This window comes from Rossellomorea sp. GAMAL-10_SWC (assembly GCF_049568075.1).
Taxonomy (GTDB): Bacteria; Bacillota; Bacilli; order Bacillales; family Bacillaceae_G; genus Gottfriedia.
In genome coordinates this window covers 893754-913702 of record NZ_CP144911.1, presented here as the reverse complement: position 1 = coordinate 913702, position 19949 = coordinate 893754, and the positions used below count along the sequence as shown (strand labels likewise).

Below are 19949 nucleotides of genomic sequence, written 5' to 3'. Positions count from 1 at the left end.
AGTTTGAAAAGAGAAGGGATTTTTTCCCTTCTCTTTATTCTTTCATTGTACCCTCTTCACTCTGTTCTTGAAGATAAGCTGGTAAGACAATATGAACTTCAGTCCCTTTGCCTTCTTCACTTAAATACTCAATCGTTCCCTTATGAGCTTCGATAATACTAAAAGTAACCATTAATCCTAGACCTGTTCCTTTTTCTTTTAAAGAATAAAAAGGTTGTCCTAAACGATCCAATTGTGCTTTCGACATACCTACTCCATTATCTTTAACTACAATTCGTATGTACTCTCGATCTCTTTCTTTCTCAATATTTGCTTCAATTTTAATATAGCCTTTCGTGTCCTTTATAGCTTCTACGCCATTTTTTAGAACATTAATGATTGCTTGTTTAAGCTTAGCTCGATCTCCGACAGTGTACATATCCTCATTTACATTTACTTGTAAGAAAGCACCTTGCAGTGAGGCGTAACTTGACATTAATGTTGTTACTTCATTCAGTTGTTCTGTCATATTGATTATTTTCTTTTCTTCAATTTGAGGTCTAGCTAAGTTTAAATAATCTGAAATGATATTTTCTGCCCGGTCTAGTTCAGCTAATACAAGTTTCATATATTCTCGATTCGTTCCACTTTCTTGATTTTCAATTAACTGAATGAAACCCCTTACAACTGTTAATGGATTTCTAACTTCATGAGCTACACTCGCCGCAAGTTCACTCACCATATTTAATTTCTCTGATTTCTGCATTTGAACGCGAATTTCAGCATTTTCAAATAAAAACTCTCTTAAATAAACATGGAACAGCATTGTAATTGTTAAAACAGTAAAAAATATGCACGCCGAAAAAATTGTTTGATCTGATTGGTACTCTTTTATACCGTTTACCGTTGCTTCATAATAAAGCAAACAGACCATACTGAACGAAAATAAAATTGGCATTAATATACTTAAAGCAAATTTCTTTCGTTTAGAAAAACTAACCCAATGTGGTGAAACTATAAATGGTAAGATACACGAAATCACTTCAAATGGAAAAGATTTCAAAGATGCTAAACCATATAGCAAATACACAAAAACTGCTTTCGTTAAAATAATAATCGTTCCAATCAATCTTCCACCATATAAAATAGATGAATAGATTAATAAAATACTAAAAGTAATAGCCATGCTTTCACTAATGTGAATTGGGTAAAGCAAGCAAATAAAAATATTAAAAAAAGTTAGCAATCCAACTAATATTCTATTTTGTTTCGGGCTTGTATTGTGGTATCTACTAAGCCAGAACATTTCATATAAAAAGACCGGAATGATTATGATTGCAAATTGAATTAATAAATCTTTTAATTGCAGCATTAAAGTGTCCCCCACCCCTTCTTTCAACAAATTATAACATAGTTATTTAAACTTCTAATTATTAATACAAAAAATTCGAAAAAAACATTTCTACATAGTAAGACACATTATTACAAAGTATTCTAAAATATAAGAAAAGTCGTCAAGCTTAAGTGCTTAACGACTTAAAACCAACCTTTTCTTTTAAAAAATATGTACATTAGGATGGTAACAAATCCCATTAAAATTAAAATAAATAAGTATCCATATTTCCAAGTTAATTCTGGCATATAATGGAAATTCATTCCGTATAAACCTACGATAAACGTTAGTGGTAAAAAGAAAGATGATATGATTGTTAATGTTTTCATAATATTATTCATTTTTTCTGAGCTTAATGAAAAATAGCTTTCTCGAATATCGGACGCTAAATCTCGATTGGTCTCTATCATATCCGAAAGCTTCATTAAATGATCGTGTATATCTTCAAAATAAATTCGATGTTCAGATATATCTTTAAATCGATTCGAATTAAGGATTCGATATAATAAATCACGAGTTGGTAAAATCGTCCTTCTTAATTTCGATAAATCCGATTTAATATCATATAATCTTTCTACAGCATTATTTACTTGTTTCTTTAAAGGATCAATTTCTAGGTCTGAGAGTTCATCCTCCAAACGATAAATTAATGGAAAATAACTATCAACAAGCTCATCAATAATTCGATGAGTTAAATGAAGTGGACTCTTCGAAGCTCGACGATCTGACACTATATTATCTAAAACTAGTTGTACAGTCGGACTTTTATGGATATGAAATGTGATAACATAATGATCACTTACAAAAATATCTAGTTCCGTCTCCTCTAAGTCTATTTTATTTAATTCATGCAATATTAAAAAATGATATCCTTCATAGTAGTCAAGTTTAGGTCGTTGAACATATTCTAAACAATCTTCAATCGCTAAAGGATGAAAATTGAATTCGGTTGATAAAAGTTGAATCTCATCTTCGGTCGGTTCATCAATATCTACCCAATACCATAAGTAATCATTTGATTTCGCATCTGCAATTGTTATATTACGGTCGATTTCTTTCTTCTTAGTTATTCCGATTACTTGTAACAAGTTATTATTCACCTTCTTTAGGCAATCAAATTATTTCACTACTAAATACTTTTTTTATTATATGGTAAAATGAAGAAAATTTCATTGAATAGTTCGATTAAAAAGTTTAATTTTAATATAAAAATAATAAGTAGAGGGATTTAAAATGAACAGATATATAAACGAAAGTGTAAAAGAAATTCAAATCTCCGGTATTAGAAAATTTGCCCAAAAAATTGAAAAATATGATAATGTCATTGCATTAACATTGGGTCAACCAGATTTTCCAACTCCAGCACCTATTAAAGAAGCTGCTATTCATGCAATTAATCAAAATCAAACAGTCTATACTCCTAATGCAGGACTGCCTGCACTTAGAAATGCTGCTTCTAATTTTTTAAAGAAAAAATATTCTTTATCATATAATCCAACGAATGAAGTAATCGCTACAGTAGGAGCTAGTCAAGCACTCGATGTTACATTCAGAACAATCCTTAACGATGAATGTGAGGTTATTCTTCCTGCGCCAATCTACCCTGGCTATGCACCAATTATTCAAACATGTGGAGCTAAACCAGTCTTTGTAGATACATCTAATAGTGGTTTTAAAATTACACCTGAATTATTGGAAGAACACATTACTGAAAAAACACGTTGTATTGTTTTACCATATCCAAATAACCCAACAGGCGTCACATTAACGCAAGAGGAACTTGAGAATTTAGCTAACTACTTATCTCAGCAAGACGTATTCATTTTATCAGATGAAATATATAGTGAGCTGACATATGATACGACTCATACCTCAATTGCTAGTTACCCTGGAATGAGAGAAAAGACAATTGTCATAAACGGTCTTAGCAAATCACATTCTATGACTGGTTGGAGAATTGGTTTTATCTATGCGCCTGCTTATTTAGCTCAGGAAATCTTAAAAGTGCATCAGTATAACGTATCATGCGCAACATCAATCTCTCAATATGCAGCAATTACAGCATTAACTGATTGCATTGATTCTCCGATTGAAATGGCAACGGAGTATAAAATAAGACGTAATTATATGATTGATCGTTTAGAAAAGATGGGTCTACCTTGTATTAAGCCAGAAGGTGCATTTTATTTATTCCCATCAATTAAAGAATTCAATATGCCTTCCATGGAGTTCGCACTAAATCTAGTAGAAAAACATAATCTAGCAGTTATTCCAGGAGAAGCTTTTTCTGAATATGGAGATTCATACATTCGATTATCTTATGCTTATTCAATGAAAGAACTAGAAATTGCATGTGATCGATTAGAAGAGTTTGTAACTAGTCTTAGAAATTAAATTAAAAAAGCAGGGGTGGATTTTTTGATCCTCCCCTGCTTTTTTATCTAGCTTGTATTACTCTTGTTTTAAATAACAAGTCCTGAATTGTTTTATGGTCTTTTCTAAATAACATTAAATAAACATTAACTATTAATGGTACACCTAAAAATAGAACTGATATTCCTGCTATAAAGATAAAACGTATGAAAAATAGTATCATTGTCGTTTCTTCATAGTTATCTTTTATCATTTTAATAGCTAAAAATCTTTGACCAAATGTCATCCCTTTATTAAATTGTGGAACAACTACAAATAATATGATCATAATAATTGAAATAACGATTAAATCGACCGTTGAATTTCCTGATGTAGAATTAAAACGACTTAATATCTTCTCAGGATTCATCGTAATAATAGCGATGATGATCCCATAAGCTACTGAAACGATAAACGTATCGAATAAAAACGCACTTAATCGTTGATAAAACTTTGCAAGTTGAAAATTTTGCACTTGTTAACCTCTATTCATTAAATTATTGAATGTGGTGAGACGGATCGTATAATGTATAAAGTGCTTGCGTTCCTTTTTCATCTAAACCATTTTTAGACAGTTCATCGTAGCATTTTTTTGCAAGTAAAAGTCCTGGCAGATTTAATTCCATCTTCTCAGCTTCTTCAATTGCGATTCCCATATCTTTTATAAAATGTTTAATATAGAACCCCGGCTCGAAATCTCCTTTTAAAACACGTGGTGCTAAATTAGATAATGACCAACTGCCTGCTGCACCTGTAGAAATACTTCCTAATACTTTTTCACCGTCTAATCCTGCTGATGAAGCATATGCAAGGGCTTCACAAACTCCTAACATACCTGAAGCAATTGCAATTTGATTACACATTTTTACATGTTGTCCACTACCAGCATTTCCATGATACGCAATATTTTTTCCTAAAACTTCAAATAATGTGGACATTTTATGAAAAGTTTCTTCTTCTCCACCAACCATTATCGCTAATCTAGCTTCTCTTGCCCCTAAATCTCCACCTGACACTGGTGCATCTAATGATGACATACCTACTGATTTTGTCAGCTCATCAATTTTTTTAGCTAAAGTTGGTGTCGAAGTTGTAAAGTCGATAAAAGTAGTTCCTTTTGAAGCAGATTGGATGATTCCATTATCGCCAAAATATACATCTTCTAAGTCACTTGGATAGCCAACCATCGTACAAATGACCTGACAATTTGGTGCTAATTCTTTAGGTGTATCATACCAAATAGCACCTAAATCAATTAGTTCATTTGCTTTTTCTTTTGTACGGTTATAAATATGTAATTTTGCACCTGCATTGATTAAATGCTTTGCCATACTTTTACCCATAACGCCAATTCCGATAAATCCAACTTGTAAATCTTTTAAATTAATTGCTTCCATTTTACACACTCCTCTTTTAATATCCATAAATAAACTAACATAAAAAATATTAATAAAAAAGCCTGAGCTATTCTTATAAAAAAATAAGCAAACTAAACTTTATTTCAAATTAAATTTAGGTTATTTCAACACTAATTTGTTGACTCTAATAATAGAACTATCTATATTAAAAAAGTACATAAAAATGTATCTAATGCACCTAATTTTTGGAGGTATTTTCATATGAAAAATGAACAATTTTTTGAAATGATTAAAGAACGAAACTCGACTCGAGTATTCGATTCTTCTACTGAAATCAGTAACAGCGAAATTACTGAACTTCTTGATGCTGCAATGACTGCACCATCTGCTTGGAATTTACAACATTGGAAATTCGTTGTATTCCATGGTGAAAATGCTCAAGGTAAGTTATTACCTGTTGCATACAACCAAGGTCAGATTAAAGATGCTTCATGTGTAATTGCTGTATTAGCGGATACACAATCAGCAAAAAATGTTGACTTAGTTTTCGGACCTGCTGTGGAAGCTGGTTTTATGACTCAAGAAGCAAAAGACAAATTAAAAGCCAACGTTGAAAATGCTTATGCAACAGAGCAACGTAATCGTGAACAAGGTATTTTAAATTCTTCTCTTGCTGCTATGCAATTAATAATGGCTGCTTCTGCAAAAGGTTGGAACACTTGTGCAATCGGTGGGTTTAACGAACAAGCGTTTAAAGAAACTTTCTTAACTGATGATCGCTATATTCCAACGATGTTGATTGCTATTGGTAAAGAAAAAGTACCAGGACATCATACAACACGTTTTTCTGCAAAAGAAATGTCTATCTGGATTTAATCATAAATAAAAAGTAAAAGGGATTCTGACAAAAGTCGGAGTCCCTTTTATGTCATTACGATTCATTAACAATGTTGTTCAACAGTAATGATTAATTTCTTAAGTAATTCTAGAGAAGAATCAATCGCTAATGAATAATATCTATGTGTGCCTTTTTGCTCAATTTGTACTAATTGATTATCACGTAAAATTTTTAAATGATGTGATATAGCCGGTCTAGATAATGAAGTTTTTTCCGTAATTTCATTAACTGTTAGCGCTTCACCTTCTGATAACATTAATATGATATCCTGTCTGTAAGGATCGCTTAACGCTTGGAACAAGGGAATACATTCTCTAAATACTTCAATTGCTTCTTTACTCAAATCTTCCACCTACTTTTATTATCCAAAAATAATCTTATTCGTTTAATAATTTAAACATACACTAAATTAAAGAAGCGAATTTGTCAACAGTAGGAATTTTTCGATTCGGTAGATCATCATACAGAATATATATAATCTTAAAAATAAAACAACAGGTCTCCCTGTTGTTCGATGTGTAGACAAAATACTTTAAATTCTGTTGTTTTATTTTAGATGCTATTTACTAAGTTAACAACTTCTTCAGCTGTAGACATATTTAAAGCTTTTTCAGCTAATATCTCCATTTCAGCTTTAGAAAGTTTAGCCATTTGACTACGAGCAGGTAAGATTGAAGTAGCACTCATAGAGAATTCATGTAAGCCTAATCCAACAAGTAAAGGAATAGCTAATGCATCTCCAGCCATCTCTCCACACATTCCAGCCCATTTACCTTCTTTGTTTGCAGCATCGATTACCATTTTAACTAATCTTAAAATTGATGGGTTATATGGTTGATATAAATATGAAACCTGTTCATTCATGCGATCCGCAGCCATTGTATATTGGATTAAATCGTTTGTCCCGATACTAAAGAAATCAACTTCCTTAGCGAATACATCTGCTAAAACAGCAGAAGCTGGGATTTCTACCATCATACCAATTTCGATATTGTCTGAGACTTGAACATTTTCTTTTACTAACTGTTCTTTTTCTTCTAATAAAACAGCCTTTGCAGCTCTGAACTCATCTAAAGTTGCAATCATCGGGAACATAATTTTTAAGTTACCATATACACTCGCACGAAGTAATGCACGTAATTGTGTACGGAATATTTCCTTCTGATCTAAACATAAACGAATTGCTCTGTAGCCTAAGAATGGGTTCATTTCTTTTGGTAAGTGTAAATAAGATAATTCTTTATCTCCACCGATATCTAGTGTTCTTACTACTACCGGCTTATCACTCATACTTTCAAGAACTGATTTGTATGATTCAAACTGCTCTTCTTCTGATGGGAAGTTATCGCGTCCCATATATAGGAACTCAGTTCGGTAAAGGCCAACACCTTCACCACCATTATTGATAACGCCTTCTACATCATTTGGTGTACCAATGTTAGCTACTAACTCAACATGATGTCCATCTTTCGTTACAGTTGGTTCATTTTTAAGTTTAGCCCATTCAACTTTTTGAAGCTCGAATTTTTCTTTTTTAGCTTTATACTCTTCTAATTCTTCATTAGAAGGATCTACTATTACATGACCATCTAATCCATCAACAATGACCATAACGTCATTTTCGATTTTACTAGTTACTTCTTTTGTCCCCACAACAGCAGGAATTTCAAGAGAACGAGCCATAATCGCTGAGTGAGATGTACGACCACCAATATCAGTTGTAAAACCTAAAGCGTATTTACGGTTTAATTGTGCTGTATCAGAAGGTGTTAAATCTTCTGCGATAATTATTACTTCTTCAGTAATATTAGCAGGGTTAGAAATCGTAACGCCTAACAGATGCGCCATTACACGTTTTGTAACATCGCGGATATCTGCAGCACGTTCCTTCATATATTCATTATCCATGCTTTCAAACATTTGAACGAACATTGAAGCAACTTCATTCATTGCAAAATCAGCGTTGACACTTTCAGACTTAATTTTATCTTTAACTGGGTTAACTAGCTCTGGATCATTTAAAACTAAGATGTGTGCAGAAAAGATTGCAGCTTTATCTTCACCAAGTTCCGCATTCGCGTGATCACGAATTTTTTCTAATTCTGTGTTAGAAACTTGAATTGCATTGTCAAGTTTAGCAATTTCAGCATCAATATCTGAAATTTGTTTTTTAACAATGTTTAATTCAGGATTTTCTAAGCGAAATGCTTTTGCAATTGCAATTCCACTAGAAGCGGCAATACCTTTAATATGTAAAGACATTATTCGCCTAAACCTTCTTTTTTCATTGTTTCATCGATTGAAGCGATCGCTTGTTCTGCATCTTCACCGTTAGCGCTAATTTTGATCTCAGTTCCTTGTTGAATTCCTAAAGACATTACACCCATGATTGATTTTAAGTTAACTGTTTTACCATTATACTCAAGATTGATATCAGAATTAAATTTACCTGCTACATTTACTAATAATGTTGCTGGACGAGCGTGGATTCCAGAATCAGCTGTTACTTTAAAAGTTTTTTCCATAATAATTTATCTCCTTTGTGATTAAATCTACATTTTTGGTATAGACGTTTGGCCTACTATAAATATTCTATTAAAAGGGGTGCATAGTGTCAACTATACTACCCCTTATAAAATCAAACATTTTTCGTCTATTTAATTAGATTTATTTAATCTTAATGATGCCTACTTCACCTTTTGATTGCTTACCTGGTTTTTCAATTACAACTTGTTGTCCTTCAGCTAAGTTTGTAAATACAACAGGTGTAATTGTAGAAGGTGCATTTTCACGAATAAAGTGTAAATCAATTTTAACTAATTGTTGACCTTTTGTTACTTTCTCACCTTGTGATACCAGTACTTCAAAGCCTTCACCATTTAGTTTTACAGTATCAATACCAATATGGATTAAAATTTCTTTTCCACCATTTGATAAAATACCAATCGCATGTTTAGTTGGGAATACATTTACGATTTCGCCATCTACTGGAGATACAACTGTACCTTCTGAAGGAATAATCGCAAATCCATCACCCATCATTTTTCCAGAAAATACCTGATCTGGTACTTCTGTAATTGGGATTATTTCCCCTTCAATTGGATTAATAATCGCTTCTTCAATAGTAGTATCTACTGCTGAAGCTGTTTCTTTATGTGCTTCTTGACTTACAACTGGAGTTTTGCCAGTCATAATGTCTTTAATTTGTGATTTTAATGTATCTGATTTAGGTCCAAAAATTGCTTGAATATTATTTCCAACTTCAAGAACTCCAGCGGCACCTAATGCTTTTAAACGATCTTTATTTACTTCATCTTTTGAATTCACTTGTACTCGTAATCGTGTGATACATGCATCTAATGAAGAAATATTACTTTTTCCACCTAAAGCTTGTAAAATTTCATATGGTAATTCATTAGCTGGAGTATTGCTTTTAGTATCTTCAGCGATTGTATCTTCACGTCCTGGAGTTTTTAAATCCCATTTTCTAATTGCAAATCGGAAACCAAAGTAGTAAATGACTGCTAATACTAAACCGACGATGATTACCCACCACCAGCCAGTTCTATTCGGTAAAACACCGAATAATAAGTAGTCGATTAAACCACCTGAGAAAGTCATACCAATTTTAACATTTAATAATTGCATGATCATAAATGATAAACCAGCAAAGATTGCGTGAATTCCAAATAATACTGGTGCAACAAATAAAAATGAGAATTCAATTGGTTCTGTAATACCTGTTAAGAATGAAGTTAATGCTGCTGAAGCTAAAATACCACCAGCGATTTTTTTATTTTCAGGTTTTGCTTCATGATACATAGCTAATGCAGCAGCTGGTAAACCAAACATCATGAATGGGAATTTACCTACCATGAATGTACCAGCAGTTAATTTTACTCCATCTTTTAATTGAGCGAAGAAGATTTTTTGATCCCCGTGTACAACCATACCAGTTTTATCAGTATATGAACCAAACTCAAACCAGAATGGTGCATAGAAGATATGGTGTAAACCAAATGGAATTAATGAACGCTCAATAACACCAAATACGAATGCGGATAATGTTAAATTCGCATCAATCATATTATGTGAGAATGAGTTTAAACCGTGCTGAATTGGCGGCCAAATAAAGCACATTAAAATACCAAGTAATACTGAAAACGCTGCTGTAGCAATTGGTACAAATCGCTTACCTGCAAAGAAACCTAAGTATGATGGCAAATCAATTTCATAATATTTATTGTAAGCCCATGCAGCTAAAATACCTACGATAATCCCACCAAAAACACCTGTTTGTAATGTAGGAATTCCTAATACATACGCAAATGATGGATCATCAAATTTGGCAATATTTAATGTTTTATCTAAAACAACATATTGTCCAACATCTTTGAACACACTCATTGTTTTATTCATAATCAGGAATCCAACGATCGCTGCTAAACCTGCAACACCTTCTCCTCCTGCTAAACCAACGGCAACACCTACTGCAAATAATAATGACAGATTACTAAAAATGATGTCACCGGATTGTTCCATAACTTTTGCTACTAGTTGGAACCAGTGCGCATCAAGAAACGGTAAATACTTTAATGTTTGTGGATTTTGAAATGCATTACCGAATGCAAGTAACAATCCAGCAGCTGGTAAAATTGCAACTGGAAGCATAAGCGCTTTACCAACTTTTTGTAAAACTCCAAAGATTTTCTTAAACATTGTTTTCCTCCTTTTATCCAAACAAAAAAGGCATGAGCAGAAAAAATGAGATTATTGAATCCTGGATATAGTTTCCCCTACCCAAGTATAATAATTCACATTTTTTCAACTCATGCCTGATCGAATCAGTAACACGTTTAATGTGTACAGTATTCAATTATGTTTTTTTTATGATTTCGCTTTCATTATATCTATAGATTTTAAAAATATCAAGCCAAATTACCTATTTTTTTTAATATTAATTTACTATGTTTAAAAAAGCGCAATTGCTCTTTAGGCTTATTGAATTATTTATTAATTTTACTCTGAACAAGTCGTTCTAAGTGTAAGGTTAAGTATATTACTTCGGCTTCACTTGCTTTTTTATTTAATGAAGCTTGGATTGACTTTAAAATTTTCCATGCTAAATCATAGCATACCGGGTATTCTTTTTTTAAGATTATGCCCAAAGCTGGTGACTCTTCAGATGAATTACCATGAAATATACGGTCAATTAAAAACCGCAAATGACGAACTAATCTTGAATAATGAATACTTTCTTTATCAATTTCAATTTGTAAATATTCTTCTATATAGATTACTAAATCTTTAATGATCTGAGAGAACTTATTTACATCCGATACAACTTCCATCGATAAATTACTAACGATATGAAGAGTTACAAACCCCACCTCTTCGATCGGTAAATTTATATCTATTTCTTTATTTATCAAATCAATAACTTCTTGTGCAATTTTAAAATACTCTGGATACATTGCTTTCGTTTCTTGTAAGAAAGGATTATCGACATTATAGCCTTCTCTAATTCGTTTGATCGCAAATATTAAGTGGTCTGTTAACCCTATATGAATTTGTTCATTTAAAGTACATCCTGTTCTTTCAGAAATCAAATAAATCGCCTGCTGTAGCGTACCCATTAATTTTTCATCCATAAAGTTGATTAATGATTTATATTGTTTTTGTTTTTGTTCATCTTTTAAGATAAACATTTTTTCTACTACACCTTCGGAAATTAAATCCCCTCTAGTTTTATTAAAACCGATGCCTTTACCAAGCAAAACTACTTCGGTATGATCGGGATTTTTCGCTATTAAAACATTATTATTAAGAACTTTTTTAATTGTATAACATACTGACATCTCTGACATTTTTTTTATCACCCCCAAGTTTAAAAAATCGCTTTTATATCATAACATAATTTTTCTGAAAAAGTTAAAACACGGTTTAAGTTTCATAAATTAATCATATTTTTTTGATTATCTATTATAGTAGGATAGAATATAAAAGTATAAATATAAATTGAGTAGGTGTTAAGAAAAATGATTAAGTTATTTGTAAGTGACCTAGATGGGACGATGTTTCATCAAGGTCAACTATTTGAACATGATGTTGAAGCTTTAAAAAACCTTTTAGATCGTGGTGTTTTATTATGCTTTGCTTCCGGACGTTTAGATTATGAAATCGTAAAAATTATGGAAAGCTTAGAAGGTAATTTCCATCGTATTAGTATGAATGGAACTTATATTTATTCGAATGATGGCGAAGCATTGTTAGATGCAACATTCCATCCAAGTATAATCGATAAAGTTTACGAAATGATTTCACACGATAAATTTTTAATCTATGTAGCTGATAATTCAACCTACTATATCGAAGAGAAAACAGATTTAGTTAGAGAAATTGAAAAGAACTCTAGCATGAATGCAGTTGAATTAAAAACACTAAAAACCGATTTAGGAAAATCGATTACCCCAAAAAAATATGTAGTTTTAGGTGAAGATGAGGACTTACTTGAGCTTCAAAAAGAATTACAAAAAGAACTACCTGAATTTGTAACTTCTTTTATTTCTGCTAAAAATTGTTTAGACATCGTTCCAGTTAATGTGAGTAAAGGTTCAGCAATTCAAATATTAATCGATAAATTAGGAATTAAACCTGATGAAATTGCTTGTATCGGTGATGCATACAATGATATCTCAATGTTTGAACTAACTCCTAATAGCTTTGCAATGGAAAATGCTGATGATGAAGTTAAGAAATACGCTTCGTATATCGTTCCTTCTGTAGCCGAAGCAGTTAATATTGTTTTACAAATTAAGTAAGAGGAAAGGGTGCTACTTAAGACACCCTTTTTCTTATTGAAATATAATGTATGGAAGTCACCGTTAATGAGTTAGTATTTTTCTGGTTTTCCCTTTTTTACTTACTCATGATCGATTTATTATACGTATTTCAAATCATTTTACCGAAATTTCTTCTATTATTGATTCCTCACTCCATTTCTTCTTGTCTGGGGCCCTTTAATTGCAGTTTCTCTAAATTTAATTGCAGATATAACTTTTTTATTTGCAGATTTACCAATTTTATTTGCAGTTTTGGCTTTTTTATTTGCACTTCCACAAATTTAATTGCAGTTTCATCCATATTATTTGCATCACCGCTGGCTTGACCACTATACAATGAAAAAAGAGTGCTATAAAGCACTCTGTTTGTAGACAAAGTTCTAAAATTTTGATATTCAGACTGATTGAAAACGCTTGTCTTTCGAGGCGCGAAGTCTGGTGAGGAGCGGAGTTACCTTAGACGGTAATGAGCACCGCAGACAGACGAAGCAACGAAGAGAGCGAGCGTTTGTCAACAGTCTGAGAGTGCTTAAAAAAGCACTCTTTTTAACGGTCAATATCAATTGTAAAACGATAGCGATCAGCTCGGTAAATACAGCTTACATATTCAAGTGGTATTCCTTCATTAATAAATGTTACTTGGTGTAATTCTAGTGCAGGAGAATCCTCCGCTACCTCAAGAATTAATGAATCTTTTTCTGTCATTAAAGATGCTTTAATCCATTTTGTGGCTTTTTTAATTGAATAACCTAATGTAACTTCAAAATATTCATATAAGGAATGATTCAATACTTTTTCATCAATTCGATTTACTAATTTTTTTGGTAGGTATGTTGTTTCAATTGCAATGGGATGATCATTTGCTAAACGACATCTTTCAATTTTAAAAATTTCAGAACCACTTTCAATTGATAACACTTCTGCTAAATATTCATCAGCTTCGATCGTTGAAAAGCCAAGTAGTTTATTGGTAGGGGTCAATCCTATGGATGTAATATCCTCAGAAAAACTCCTTAATGATTTTAGTGATTCCTCAACTTCAATCCCATCTTTTACTGATACAAACGTACCAATTCCACGTTTCCGACTTATTAATGATTCCTTTACAAGATTATTTAATGCTTGTCTTATTGTCATCCTGCTTACATTTAACATCTCACTCAATGTTTGCTCAGAGGGAATTCGCTCACCAGGTTTCCATTCTCCTGAGTTAATTTTAAGCTTTAAAATCTCTTGTATTTGAAAATAAATCGGTAACGGTGAATTTTTATCTAGTTTTAACATTATTTATTACTAAGTGAGTATGCTTCTTCGTCAACAACAATTGTTACGTTGTTGTGGTTTTGGAGTGCAGTAGCAGGACAGTTAATATCTAATTTTCCATTTAACATTTCCTTAACTGCTTCAGCCTTTTTAATGCCTGAAGCCACTAAAATGATTTCTTTCGCTCTCATAATTGAACCAATTCCCATAGTAACTGCGTGTGTTGGGACATCTTCTTCGTTCTCAAAATAAATTTTATTTGCGTTACGAGTTGATTCTGTAAGCTCTACAATATGAGTAGGTGTATCGAATCGTGTACCAGGCTCATTAAATGCAATATGGCCATTCTCACCAATTCCTAAAAGTTGTAAATCTACAGGATGCTTCTGTAGTAATTCCTCATAATTTTTACAAGCTTCTTCTAAATTTTTTGTATTTCCATTTGGTAAATGGTTTTCTTTAAAATTTAAATGGTTAAAAAGCTGTTCTGCCATATAAGTGTGGTAACTTGTTTGATCATCTTCAGCAAGTCCAACATATTCATCAAGATTTACAGTAATGACGTTTGACACATCTGGTTTATGAATACGGAAAAGTTCATATATACCTAGTGGAGATCCACCTGTAGCTAATCCTAATGTGAATTCCGCTTTCCCTTCAAATGCCTTTACCATTTTTTCATATGCTACTCTTGAAATTTCTTCTGCATTTTTTACTACGATTACGTTCATAATGTCACCTCAATCATATTTTTACCTTGTCTAGTTGTATCAATAACGAAGAAATCAGGAGTCATTTGCACAAAATCAGCGTCTTTACCTGGTTCTAATACGCCTTTATGTTTAAGACCAAATTCTTCAGCTTGGTTTATTGATGTCATTTGTACTGCCTCTTCAGGACTACAGCCAGTAAATGCCATAATGTTTCTGAATGCATCATCCATTTTTAAAATACTACCCGCAAGCGTTCCGTCTTCTAATCTTGCACTTTTATTTTTTACAAATACAGGTTGTCCACCTAATTCATATTTGCCGTCCTCTAACCCTTTTGCTCTCATCGCATCAGTAATTACACTTATTTTTTTAGCACCTTTTAGGCGATAAGCAAGTTTTACCATATCAGGATGAATATGAATTCCATCAGGTATCATTTCTACCATTACTCTGTCATCAAGTAATACATGTCCAACTGTTCCTGCTTCACGATGATGCATAGGGCTCATTTGGTTGTACAAATGTGTAGCATGGAAAATATTTCTACCTTCAAAATCTGAACGGATCGCATCAGAGTGACCTACTGTGCCAACTACATTTGTGCGTTCTAGTTCTTTTTCTAACTCTTTTGCACCTTCAACCTCAGGTGCATAAGTAACTAATTTAATTAATCCACCAGAAGCTTCTTGCCATTCTTTGAATAGTTCAACGTCAGGGTTAATAATGTATTCTAATGGTTGTGCTCCAGCTTTATTTTTATTAACAAACGGTCCTTCTAAGTGAATATATTCAAAATGAGCACCAAGTTTTTTAGCCTCGTTTAAAGACTTTAAAGCATTTTTAATATTTTCTTTAGATTGTGTCATTGTAGTCGGAAAGAAGGTTGTTACCCCTTCCTTCATCATTTCTTTACTCATCGTTACCATTGAGTTAGGATCAGCATCCATTGCATCGACATCATATGCTCCGTGAATATGGATATCAATCATTCCAGGAATAATAACTGTCTCTTTTCCATCAATTATTTCTTCACCTTCATTTTCGTATCCATTCATATGACCAACAGAAGAAATTTTTTCATCGTATCGAATATAACCATTTTCAATTACTTCTGTACCTGTGTAAATTTTTACATTAATAATTGATTTCATTTACTCTCCTCTTTCCTTTGCTTAAGAAGTCTTCGCCAATACTCCAATATAGAAAGTAGTGTTTACCTAATCATCATTCACATTCATTTATATAAGTACCTTGATTTCTTCATAACTATTTTATGATATATACTCCTAGTTGTCTATACTACTAACGAGTAATTAACAAAAACGTCACAAATAATGACGGATATAGATACCTAATATCCTCTCTATTAAAAAAAGAAGAAGTAATGGTTATTGTCCTTCAAGGATCTACCAAAACTTCTTCTTTTTCAATATATAAATTATGACCATTTGTTGATAACTCGATATCTCCGAACTGGTCCGTTGTATATTGCTTAATACCTAGATGATTTAACCGCTTCATTACTGACCGATGTGGATGACCAAATAAATTAAATTTATCATATGAAAGGATTGCGACTGTAGGATTTACAGCAAATAAAAACGCTTCTGAAGTTGATGTTGATGATCCATGATGCGGAATTTTTAGTACTTGAGCATTGATATTCTCATTTTTAATTAATCTTTTTTCAGTGTTCCTTTCAATATCTCCAGTTAACAAAATTGAAATGTCATTATATTTAATCTTCAATACAATTGAACTGTTATTATTTGTATACGATTTTTTCCCACTATTTAAAACAGTAATTTCTACATTAGGGTCAAGCATTACTTTTTCATTTAACCTTGCAACACTAATTGGAATATTCTTCTGATACGCTTCTTTCTTATATAAGTAATAAGAATGTGAATTATATTTTTTCCCACTATCCAGGATTTTTGTTATCTTAACACTATTCATTACTTTTAATAACCCACCAATATGATCGATATCTGGATGTGTACTGACTAATAGATCAATCGAATTTATATGTAGTCGTCTCAGTTTTTTTATAACGACTCCTCCATGTTCAACATCTCCTCCATCGATCAGTACAGTCTTACCATTTGGTAAAATCATAACCATGCTATCTCCTTGACCTACATCAAAAAAGTAAATTAATAACGGGTGAGTAATATAGCCGTAATTTGTAGTTCTTGCTTCACTATTTATGTTATTACTAAAAAAAGCAGTAAAAAAAATAAAGATAGAAAATATGAGAGAGTATCGTTTTCGATTTTTGTTCATTCACACTTCCTCCTGACATTATTTTCTCATAGCCATTTCAAAAGTATGTATGATGCCCATAAAAATAAGTTAGAAATTGAGTATACTTCAAATTGGAATTGTAATTCCACTGCATAACAAAAAAAACTGTAAGCAATTTTTCGCTTACAGTTTTTTTGTTACTCAAATACTTCCTCTAGTTTTTTAACTACTAATAAGGAGTCACTAACTTGCGTAGTCGTTTGATTTGTAATGTAAACACCGTGCATACCTAATTTTAATGCAGGAGAAATTTCATTAATGAAATTATCACCGATTGACACAATTTCATGAGGCATGACATTGAACTTATTCATGATCGTTTTAAAATGGTTTTCTGTTTTTAATGGCTTCTTACCATCAGTAATTTCTAGGTGAAATAATTCATTTAAATTAAGTAACTTCAGTAATCTAGTTACATCTTCTCGATCAGAGTTCGTTAACAATACTAATTTTTTAGAATCCTTAACTTTTTCTAAAGCCTCTTTTAATCCTTTTATATAAGGAATACTAAACTCTTTTGTTGCCATATATTCTTTTGTTTTATCATAACAGTGATATACGTCTCTTGCACCGTAGTGATAACTTGCTACTAAAGGAATCCACCAACCATCTCCTACTGGGATATATGGTAATTCATAATGAATTTTTTCAAGATAATTCTCTGGAAGTTCTTCTTTAGAAAGCAGCTGCCCTTCCCAAGTAAATACTTGTATTGGCTTCAATGTAATTGGATCTAATGAAATGATTAAATCATTTTCTGTGTCATAAATTTTTCCAATTGTTAATGCATGGTCATAATCTTTTATTTTTTTATAATCCTTTAAAAAAGAATCACGCTTTTCTGAACTTATTTCACTAGCTAGTAATTTAGCATAGTAATCGTAGTGCTCAGTACCATCATACAAAGTACCATCTAAATCAAAAACTAATACTTTTGAATTCATTAATAAATTATGCATTTCCTACTCCTTAGCTGTCTTTGTCTTTTACGTCTAAAATAAAATCAAATGATTTTTGATCGTCATTTAATTTAAATTCATAAAATATTTTATACATACCTGCTTCAGGTAAATCAAGTTCATAGTTTACTTTTGAATGATTAGTAGGATTACTAATTAACTTAAAATAGGTTCCTTCTTCATTCATAATATAAAATTGCTGATTTGTAAATTGGGAACGTTTTTTAAATTGATCAAAATCAAATGTAATTTTACTCTTAGTTTTTGGAAGAATTGAAGTATATAGTAGGGAAACTCTATAATCATCAGTCTTTTCCGTTAGAATAGCTGTCGGAAATACTTCTGATTTTTTGTCCTTTTGTTTTTGGAATATCTTAGTATCAAGCGTTTGATTATTTAAAAATATACTAACATAATAAGGAATGTCTTTCTTAAAAGAATACTTAAATGTAAATTGATTACTTCCATTATATACTGGTTCAATGACTTTATAAGATTTTAATTGATCTGTCGTAATAAATATTCTGATTTTTTCCCGTTGTAACACATTCAAAGTTCTAGAGGATACGGTTACTTCTTGTGAATTTTTTTTAGTTGTAAGATTCCATTTTACCTTTTGAACTTTCAGTTGGCTAACCTGACTACCACTTGATAATATACTATGATTAACTAGACGATTGCTAATTAATAGAATAATTAATATAGCTATACATAGAGCTGCAATAAAACGAAATTTCATAGATCATTCTCCCTTAAATAGGTTAAAATTAATAATTTTTAGTTATTTCAAGAAAGCTGAAATTCTAATTGTAAACTCTTTCATTATTTTATCACCTGTGCAATAATTAAAAATCGCCATAAATTATCTGTATTGGTTAATTTTGTCTATGAATATTTCTATATTTAATATGTACTACGTCCATCTCACTTTTTCCTTTAAGCGACATACAAATAAGAATGTTTTTTATTTAAATGTAGAAACTAACATACTGATAATGGATGGGCTATTTACACACAGTTTTAAGGAGGATCATTAAATGAGTATACATATCGGTGCCGAACAAGGTGCAATTGCTGATAAAATTTTATTACCTGGTGACCCATTAAGAGCTAAATATATCGCAGAAACATTTTTAGAGGATGTTGTTTGTTATAATGATGTACGTGGAATGCTTGGTTTTACTGGTACATATAAAGGCCAAAGAATTTCCGTTCAAGGTACTGGAATGGGAGTACCTTCAATTGGTATTTATGTAAATGAACTAATTAATAGTTATGGTGTAAAAACTTTAATTCGCGTTGGTACATGTGGTGGACTTCAAAAGGATGTAAAAATTCGTGACGTCATTATTGCGATGACGACTTGTACAGATTCAAATATGAATCGTCAAACATTCCCTGGTTTCGATTATTCTCCATGTGCTAGCTTTGATTTATTAAAGAAAGCGTATGAAGGTGCAGTGAATAAAGGGTTAAATGTTAAAGTAGGAAATATTTTAACTTCAGATCTTTTCTATCGAGACAGTATGGACATGTATGAAAAATTAGCTAATTACGGAGTGCTTGCTGTAGAAATGGAAACGACTGCATTATATACAATCGCAGCAAAATATAATGTAGACGCACTTACTGTTTTAACTGTAAGTGATCATATCTTCACTGGTGAAGAAACATCTGCACAGGAAAGACAAACTACTTTTAATGACATGATTGTCATCGCGTTAGATGCGGCAATCGCTTAAGATATCTTTAAAAAACCTGGGATTATGATCTCAGGTTTTTTAGCTTTTAAAATATTCTTTTTATCAAATCAGAAAAGCATAGA

General features: G+C 31.8%; 20 protein-coding genes. 4 read left to right on the top strand and 16 right to left on the bottom strand.

All coding sequences use genetic code 11. The features are described from left to right. Positions 1 to 34 precede the first annotated feature (34 nt). On the bottom strand, positions 35 to 1351 hold the full coding sequence (locus V5E38_RS04355; protein WP_499212355.1) for a sensor histidine kinase family protein: 1317 nt from the start codon (positions 1349 to 1351) through the stop codon (positions 35 to 37). A 164-nt stretch (positions 1352 to 1515) separates the two neighbouring features. Further along, positions 1516 to 2460 carry a CorA metal ion transporter family protein gene (gene corA, locus V5E38_RS04350; protein WP_499212354.1) on the bottom strand — a complete coding sequence of 315 codons (945 nt, stop codon included), beginning with the start codon at positions 2458 to 2460 and terminating at the stop codon, positions 1516 to 1518. 145 nt (positions 2461 to 2605) lie between these two features. On the opposite strand from corA, the gene V5E38_RS04345 reads away from it, so the two are divergent. Beyond that, positions 2606 to 3766 carry an aminotransferase A gene (locus tag V5E38_RS04345; protein WP_499212353.1) on the top strand — a complete coding sequence of 387 codons (1161 nt, stop codon included), beginning with the start codon at positions 2606 to 2608 and terminating at the stop codon, positions 3764 to 3766. A gap of 43 nt (positions 3767 to 3809) precedes the next feature. Here the strand turns inward: V5E38_RS04345 and V5E38_RS04340 are convergent, their stop codons facing one another. After that, positions 3810 to 4259 (bottom strand): RDD family protein, encoded by a 450-nt coding sequence (locus tag V5E38_RS04340; protein WP_025568640.1) that lies wholly within the window; start codon positions 4257 to 4259, stop codon positions 3810 to 3812. Positions 4260 to 4281: 22 nt separating this feature from the next. After that, positions 4282 to 5172, bottom strand: coding sequence for an NAD(P)-dependent oxidoreductase (locus tag V5E38_RS04335; RefSeq protein WP_499213509.1), 891 nt, complete (start codon positions 5170 to 5172; stop codon positions 4282 to 4284). Between the two features lie 231 nt (positions 5173 to 5403). On the opposite strand from V5E38_RS04335, the gene V5E38_RS04330 reads away from it, so the two are divergent. Continuing rightward, positions 5404 to 6018 (top strand): nitroreductase family protein, encoded by a 615-nt coding sequence (locus tag V5E38_RS04330; RefSeq protein WP_499212352.1) that lies wholly within the window; start codon positions 5404 to 5406, stop codon positions 6016 to 6018. A gap of 65 nt (positions 6019 to 6083) precedes the next feature. On the opposite strand, the gene V5E38_RS04325 is transcribed toward V5E38_RS04330, so the two are convergent. The 5 genes from V5E38_RS04325 to glcT form a co-directional block, all read right to left on the bottom strand. Continuing rightward, complete coding sequence (locus V5E38_RS04325) at positions 6084 to 6383, bottom strand: ArsR/SmtB family transcription factor (protein WP_025568637.1); 300 nt, start codon at positions 6381 to 6383, stop codon at positions 6084 to 6086. 209 nt (positions 6384 to 6592) lie between these two features. Further along, positions 6593 to 8302: a phosphoenolpyruvate--protein phosphotransferase gene (gene ptsP / locus V5E38_RS04320; protein ID WP_499212351.1), complete on the bottom strand. Its 1710-nt coding sequence runs from the start codon at positions 8300 to 8302 to the stop codon at positions 6593 to 6595. Further along, the gene (locus tag V5E38_RS04315; protein WP_499212350.1) at positions 8302 to 8565 is read right to left on the bottom strand and encodes an HPr family phosphocarrier protein; all 264 of its coding nucleotides are present in this window, start codon (positions 8563 to 8565) and stop codon (positions 8302 to 8304) included. Before V5E38_RS04315 ends, ptsP begins: the two co-directional genes overlap by 1 nt. A 142-nt stretch (positions 8566 to 8707) precedes the next feature. Beyond that, positions 8708 to 10759 (bottom strand): PTS sugar transporter subunit IIABC, encoded by a 2052-nt coding sequence (gene ptsG / locus V5E38_RS04310; protein WP_499212349.1) that lies wholly within the window; start codon positions 10757 to 10759, stop codon positions 8708 to 8710. Between the two features lie 287 nt (positions 10760 to 11046). Continuing rightward, positions 11047 to 11898 (bottom strand): glucose PTS transporter transcription antiterminator GlcT, encoded by an 852-nt coding sequence (glcT, locus tag V5E38_RS04305; RefSeq protein WP_097976180.1) that lies wholly within the window; start codon positions 11896 to 11898, stop codon positions 11047 to 11049. A gap of 180 nt (positions 11899 to 12078) precedes the next feature. Here glcT and V5E38_RS04300 point away from each other — a divergent pair, with 180 nt between their 5' ends. Then, positions 12079 to 12861 carry an HAD family hydrolase gene (locus tag V5E38_RS04300; protein ID WP_499212348.1) on the top strand — a complete coding sequence of 261 codons (783 nt, stop codon included), beginning with the start codon at positions 12079 to 12081 and terminating at the stop codon, positions 12859 to 12861. Between the two features lie 169 nt (positions 12862 to 13030). Here V5E38_RS04300 and V5E38_RS04295 read toward each other — a convergent pair whose 3' ends face one another. The 7 genes from V5E38_RS04295 to V5E38_RS04265 all read right to left on the bottom strand — a co-directional run bounded on the left by V5E38_RS04295 (position 13031) and on the right by V5E38_RS04265 (position 18863). After that, complete coding sequence (locus tag V5E38_RS04295; protein ID WP_499212347.1) at positions 13031 to 13183, bottom strand: hypothetical protein; 153 nt, start codon at positions 13181 to 13183, stop codon at positions 13031 to 13033. Positions 13184 to 13428: 245 nt separating this feature from the next. Then, positions 13429 to 14166, bottom strand: a complete 738-nt coding sequence (locus V5E38_RS04290) for a GntR family transcriptional regulator (RefSeq protein WP_098429933.1) — start codon at positions 14164 to 14166, stop codon at positions 13429 to 13431. Then, on the bottom strand, positions 14166 to 14876 hold the full coding sequence (nagB, locus tag V5E38_RS04285) for a glucosamine-6-phosphate deaminase (RefSeq protein ID WP_141437782.1): 711 nt from the start codon (positions 14874 to 14876) through the stop codon (positions 14166 to 14168). The genes V5E38_RS04290 and nagB overlap by 1 nt, the downstream gene beginning before the upstream one ends. Further along, positions 14873 to 16009, bottom strand: a complete 1137-nt coding sequence (gene nagA, locus V5E38_RS04280) for an N-acetylglucosamine-6-phosphate deacetylase (RefSeq protein ID WP_499212346.1) — start codon at positions 16007 to 16009, stop codon at positions 14873 to 14875. Before nagA ends, nagB begins: the two co-directional genes overlap by 4 nt. Before the next feature lie 247 nt (positions 16010 to 16256). Then, entirely contained in the window at positions 16257 to 17144 is an 888-nt protein-coding gene (locus tag V5E38_RS04275) for a ComEC/Rec2 family competence protein (RefSeq protein ID WP_499212345.1), read from the bottom strand. 158 nt (positions 17145 to 17302) lie between these two features. Next, positions 17303 to 18124, bottom strand: coding sequence for an HAD family hydrolase (locus tag V5E38_RS04270; protein WP_499212344.1), 822 nt, complete (start codon positions 18122 to 18124; stop codon positions 17303 to 17305). Between the two features lie 10 nt (positions 18125 to 18134). Further along, positions 18135 to 18863, bottom strand: a complete 729-nt coding sequence (locus V5E38_RS04265; RefSeq protein WP_499212343.1) for a hypothetical protein — start codon at positions 18861 to 18863, stop codon at positions 18135 to 18137. A gap of 298 nt (positions 18864 to 19161) precedes the next feature. Here V5E38_RS04265 and deoD point away from each other — a divergent pair, with 298 nt between their 5' ends. Further along, positions 19162 to 19866 (top strand): purine-nucleoside phosphorylase, encoded by a 705-nt coding sequence (deoD, locus tag V5E38_RS04260; protein WP_097975756.1) that lies wholly within the window; start codon positions 19162 to 19164, stop codon positions 19864 to 19866. The last annotated feature ends 83 nt before the right edge of the window (positions 19867 to 19949 follow it).

Coding starts and splice junctions, on each gene's coding strand:
- V5E38_RS04345 (WP_499212353.1), top strand. CDS start 2,606: ATGAACAGATATATAAACGAAAGTGTAAAAGAAATTCAAATCTCCGGT.
- V5E38_RS04355 (WP_499212355.1), bottom strand. CDS start 1,351: ATGCTGCAATTAAAAGATTTATTAATTCAATTTGCAATCATAATCATT.
- V5E38_RS04300 (WP_499212348.1), top strand. CDS start 12,079: ATGATTAAGTTATTTGTAAGTGACCTAGATGGGACGATGTTTCATCAA.
- nagA (WP_499212346.1), bottom strand. CDS start 16,009: ATGAAATCAATTATTAATGTAAAAATTTACACAGGTACAGAAGTAATT.
- V5E38_RS04270 (WP_499212344.1), bottom strand. CDS start 18,124: ATGCATAATTTATTAATGAATTCAAAAGTATTAGTTTTTGATTTAGAT.
- V5E38_RS04295 (WP_499212347.1), bottom strand. CDS start 13,183: ATGGATGAAACTGCAATTAAATTTGTGGAAGTGCAAATAAAAAAGCCA.
- glcT (WP_097976180.1), bottom strand. CDS start 11,898: ATGTCAGTATGTTATACAATTAAAAAAGTTCTTAATAATAATGTTTTA.
- ptsP (WP_499212351.1), bottom strand. CDS start 8,302: ATGTCTTTACATATTAAAGGTATTGCCGCTTCTAGTGGAATTGCAATT.
- V5E38_RS04290 (WP_098429933.1), bottom strand. CDS start 14,166: ATGTTAAAACTAGATAAAAATTCACCGTTACCGATTTATTTTCAAATA.
- V5E38_RS04265 (WP_499212343.1), bottom strand. CDS start 18,863: ATGAAATTTCGTTTTATTGCAGCTCTATGTATAGCTATATTAATTATT.
- V5E38_RS04315 (WP_499212350.1), bottom strand. CDS start 8,565: ATGGAAAAAACTTTTAAAGTAACAGCTGATTCTGGAATCCACGCTCGT.
- ptsG (WP_499212349.1), bottom strand. CDS start 10,759: ATGTTTAAGAAAATCTTTGGAGTTTTACAAAAAGTTGGTAAAGCGCTT.
- nagB (WP_141437782.1), bottom strand. CDS start 14,876: ATGAACGTAATCGTAGTAAAAAATGCAGAAGAAATTTCAAGAGTAGCA.
- deoD (WP_097975756.1), top strand. CDS start 19,162: ATGAGTATACATATCGGTGCCGAACAAGGTGCAATTGCTGATAAAATT.
- V5E38_RS04330 (WP_499212352.1), top strand. CDS start 5,404: ATGAAAAATGAACAATTTTTTGAAATGATTAAAGAACGAAACTCGACT.
- V5E38_RS04275 (WP_499212345.1), bottom strand. CDS start 17,144: ATGAACAAAAATCGAAAACGATACTCTCTCATATTTTCTATCTTTATT.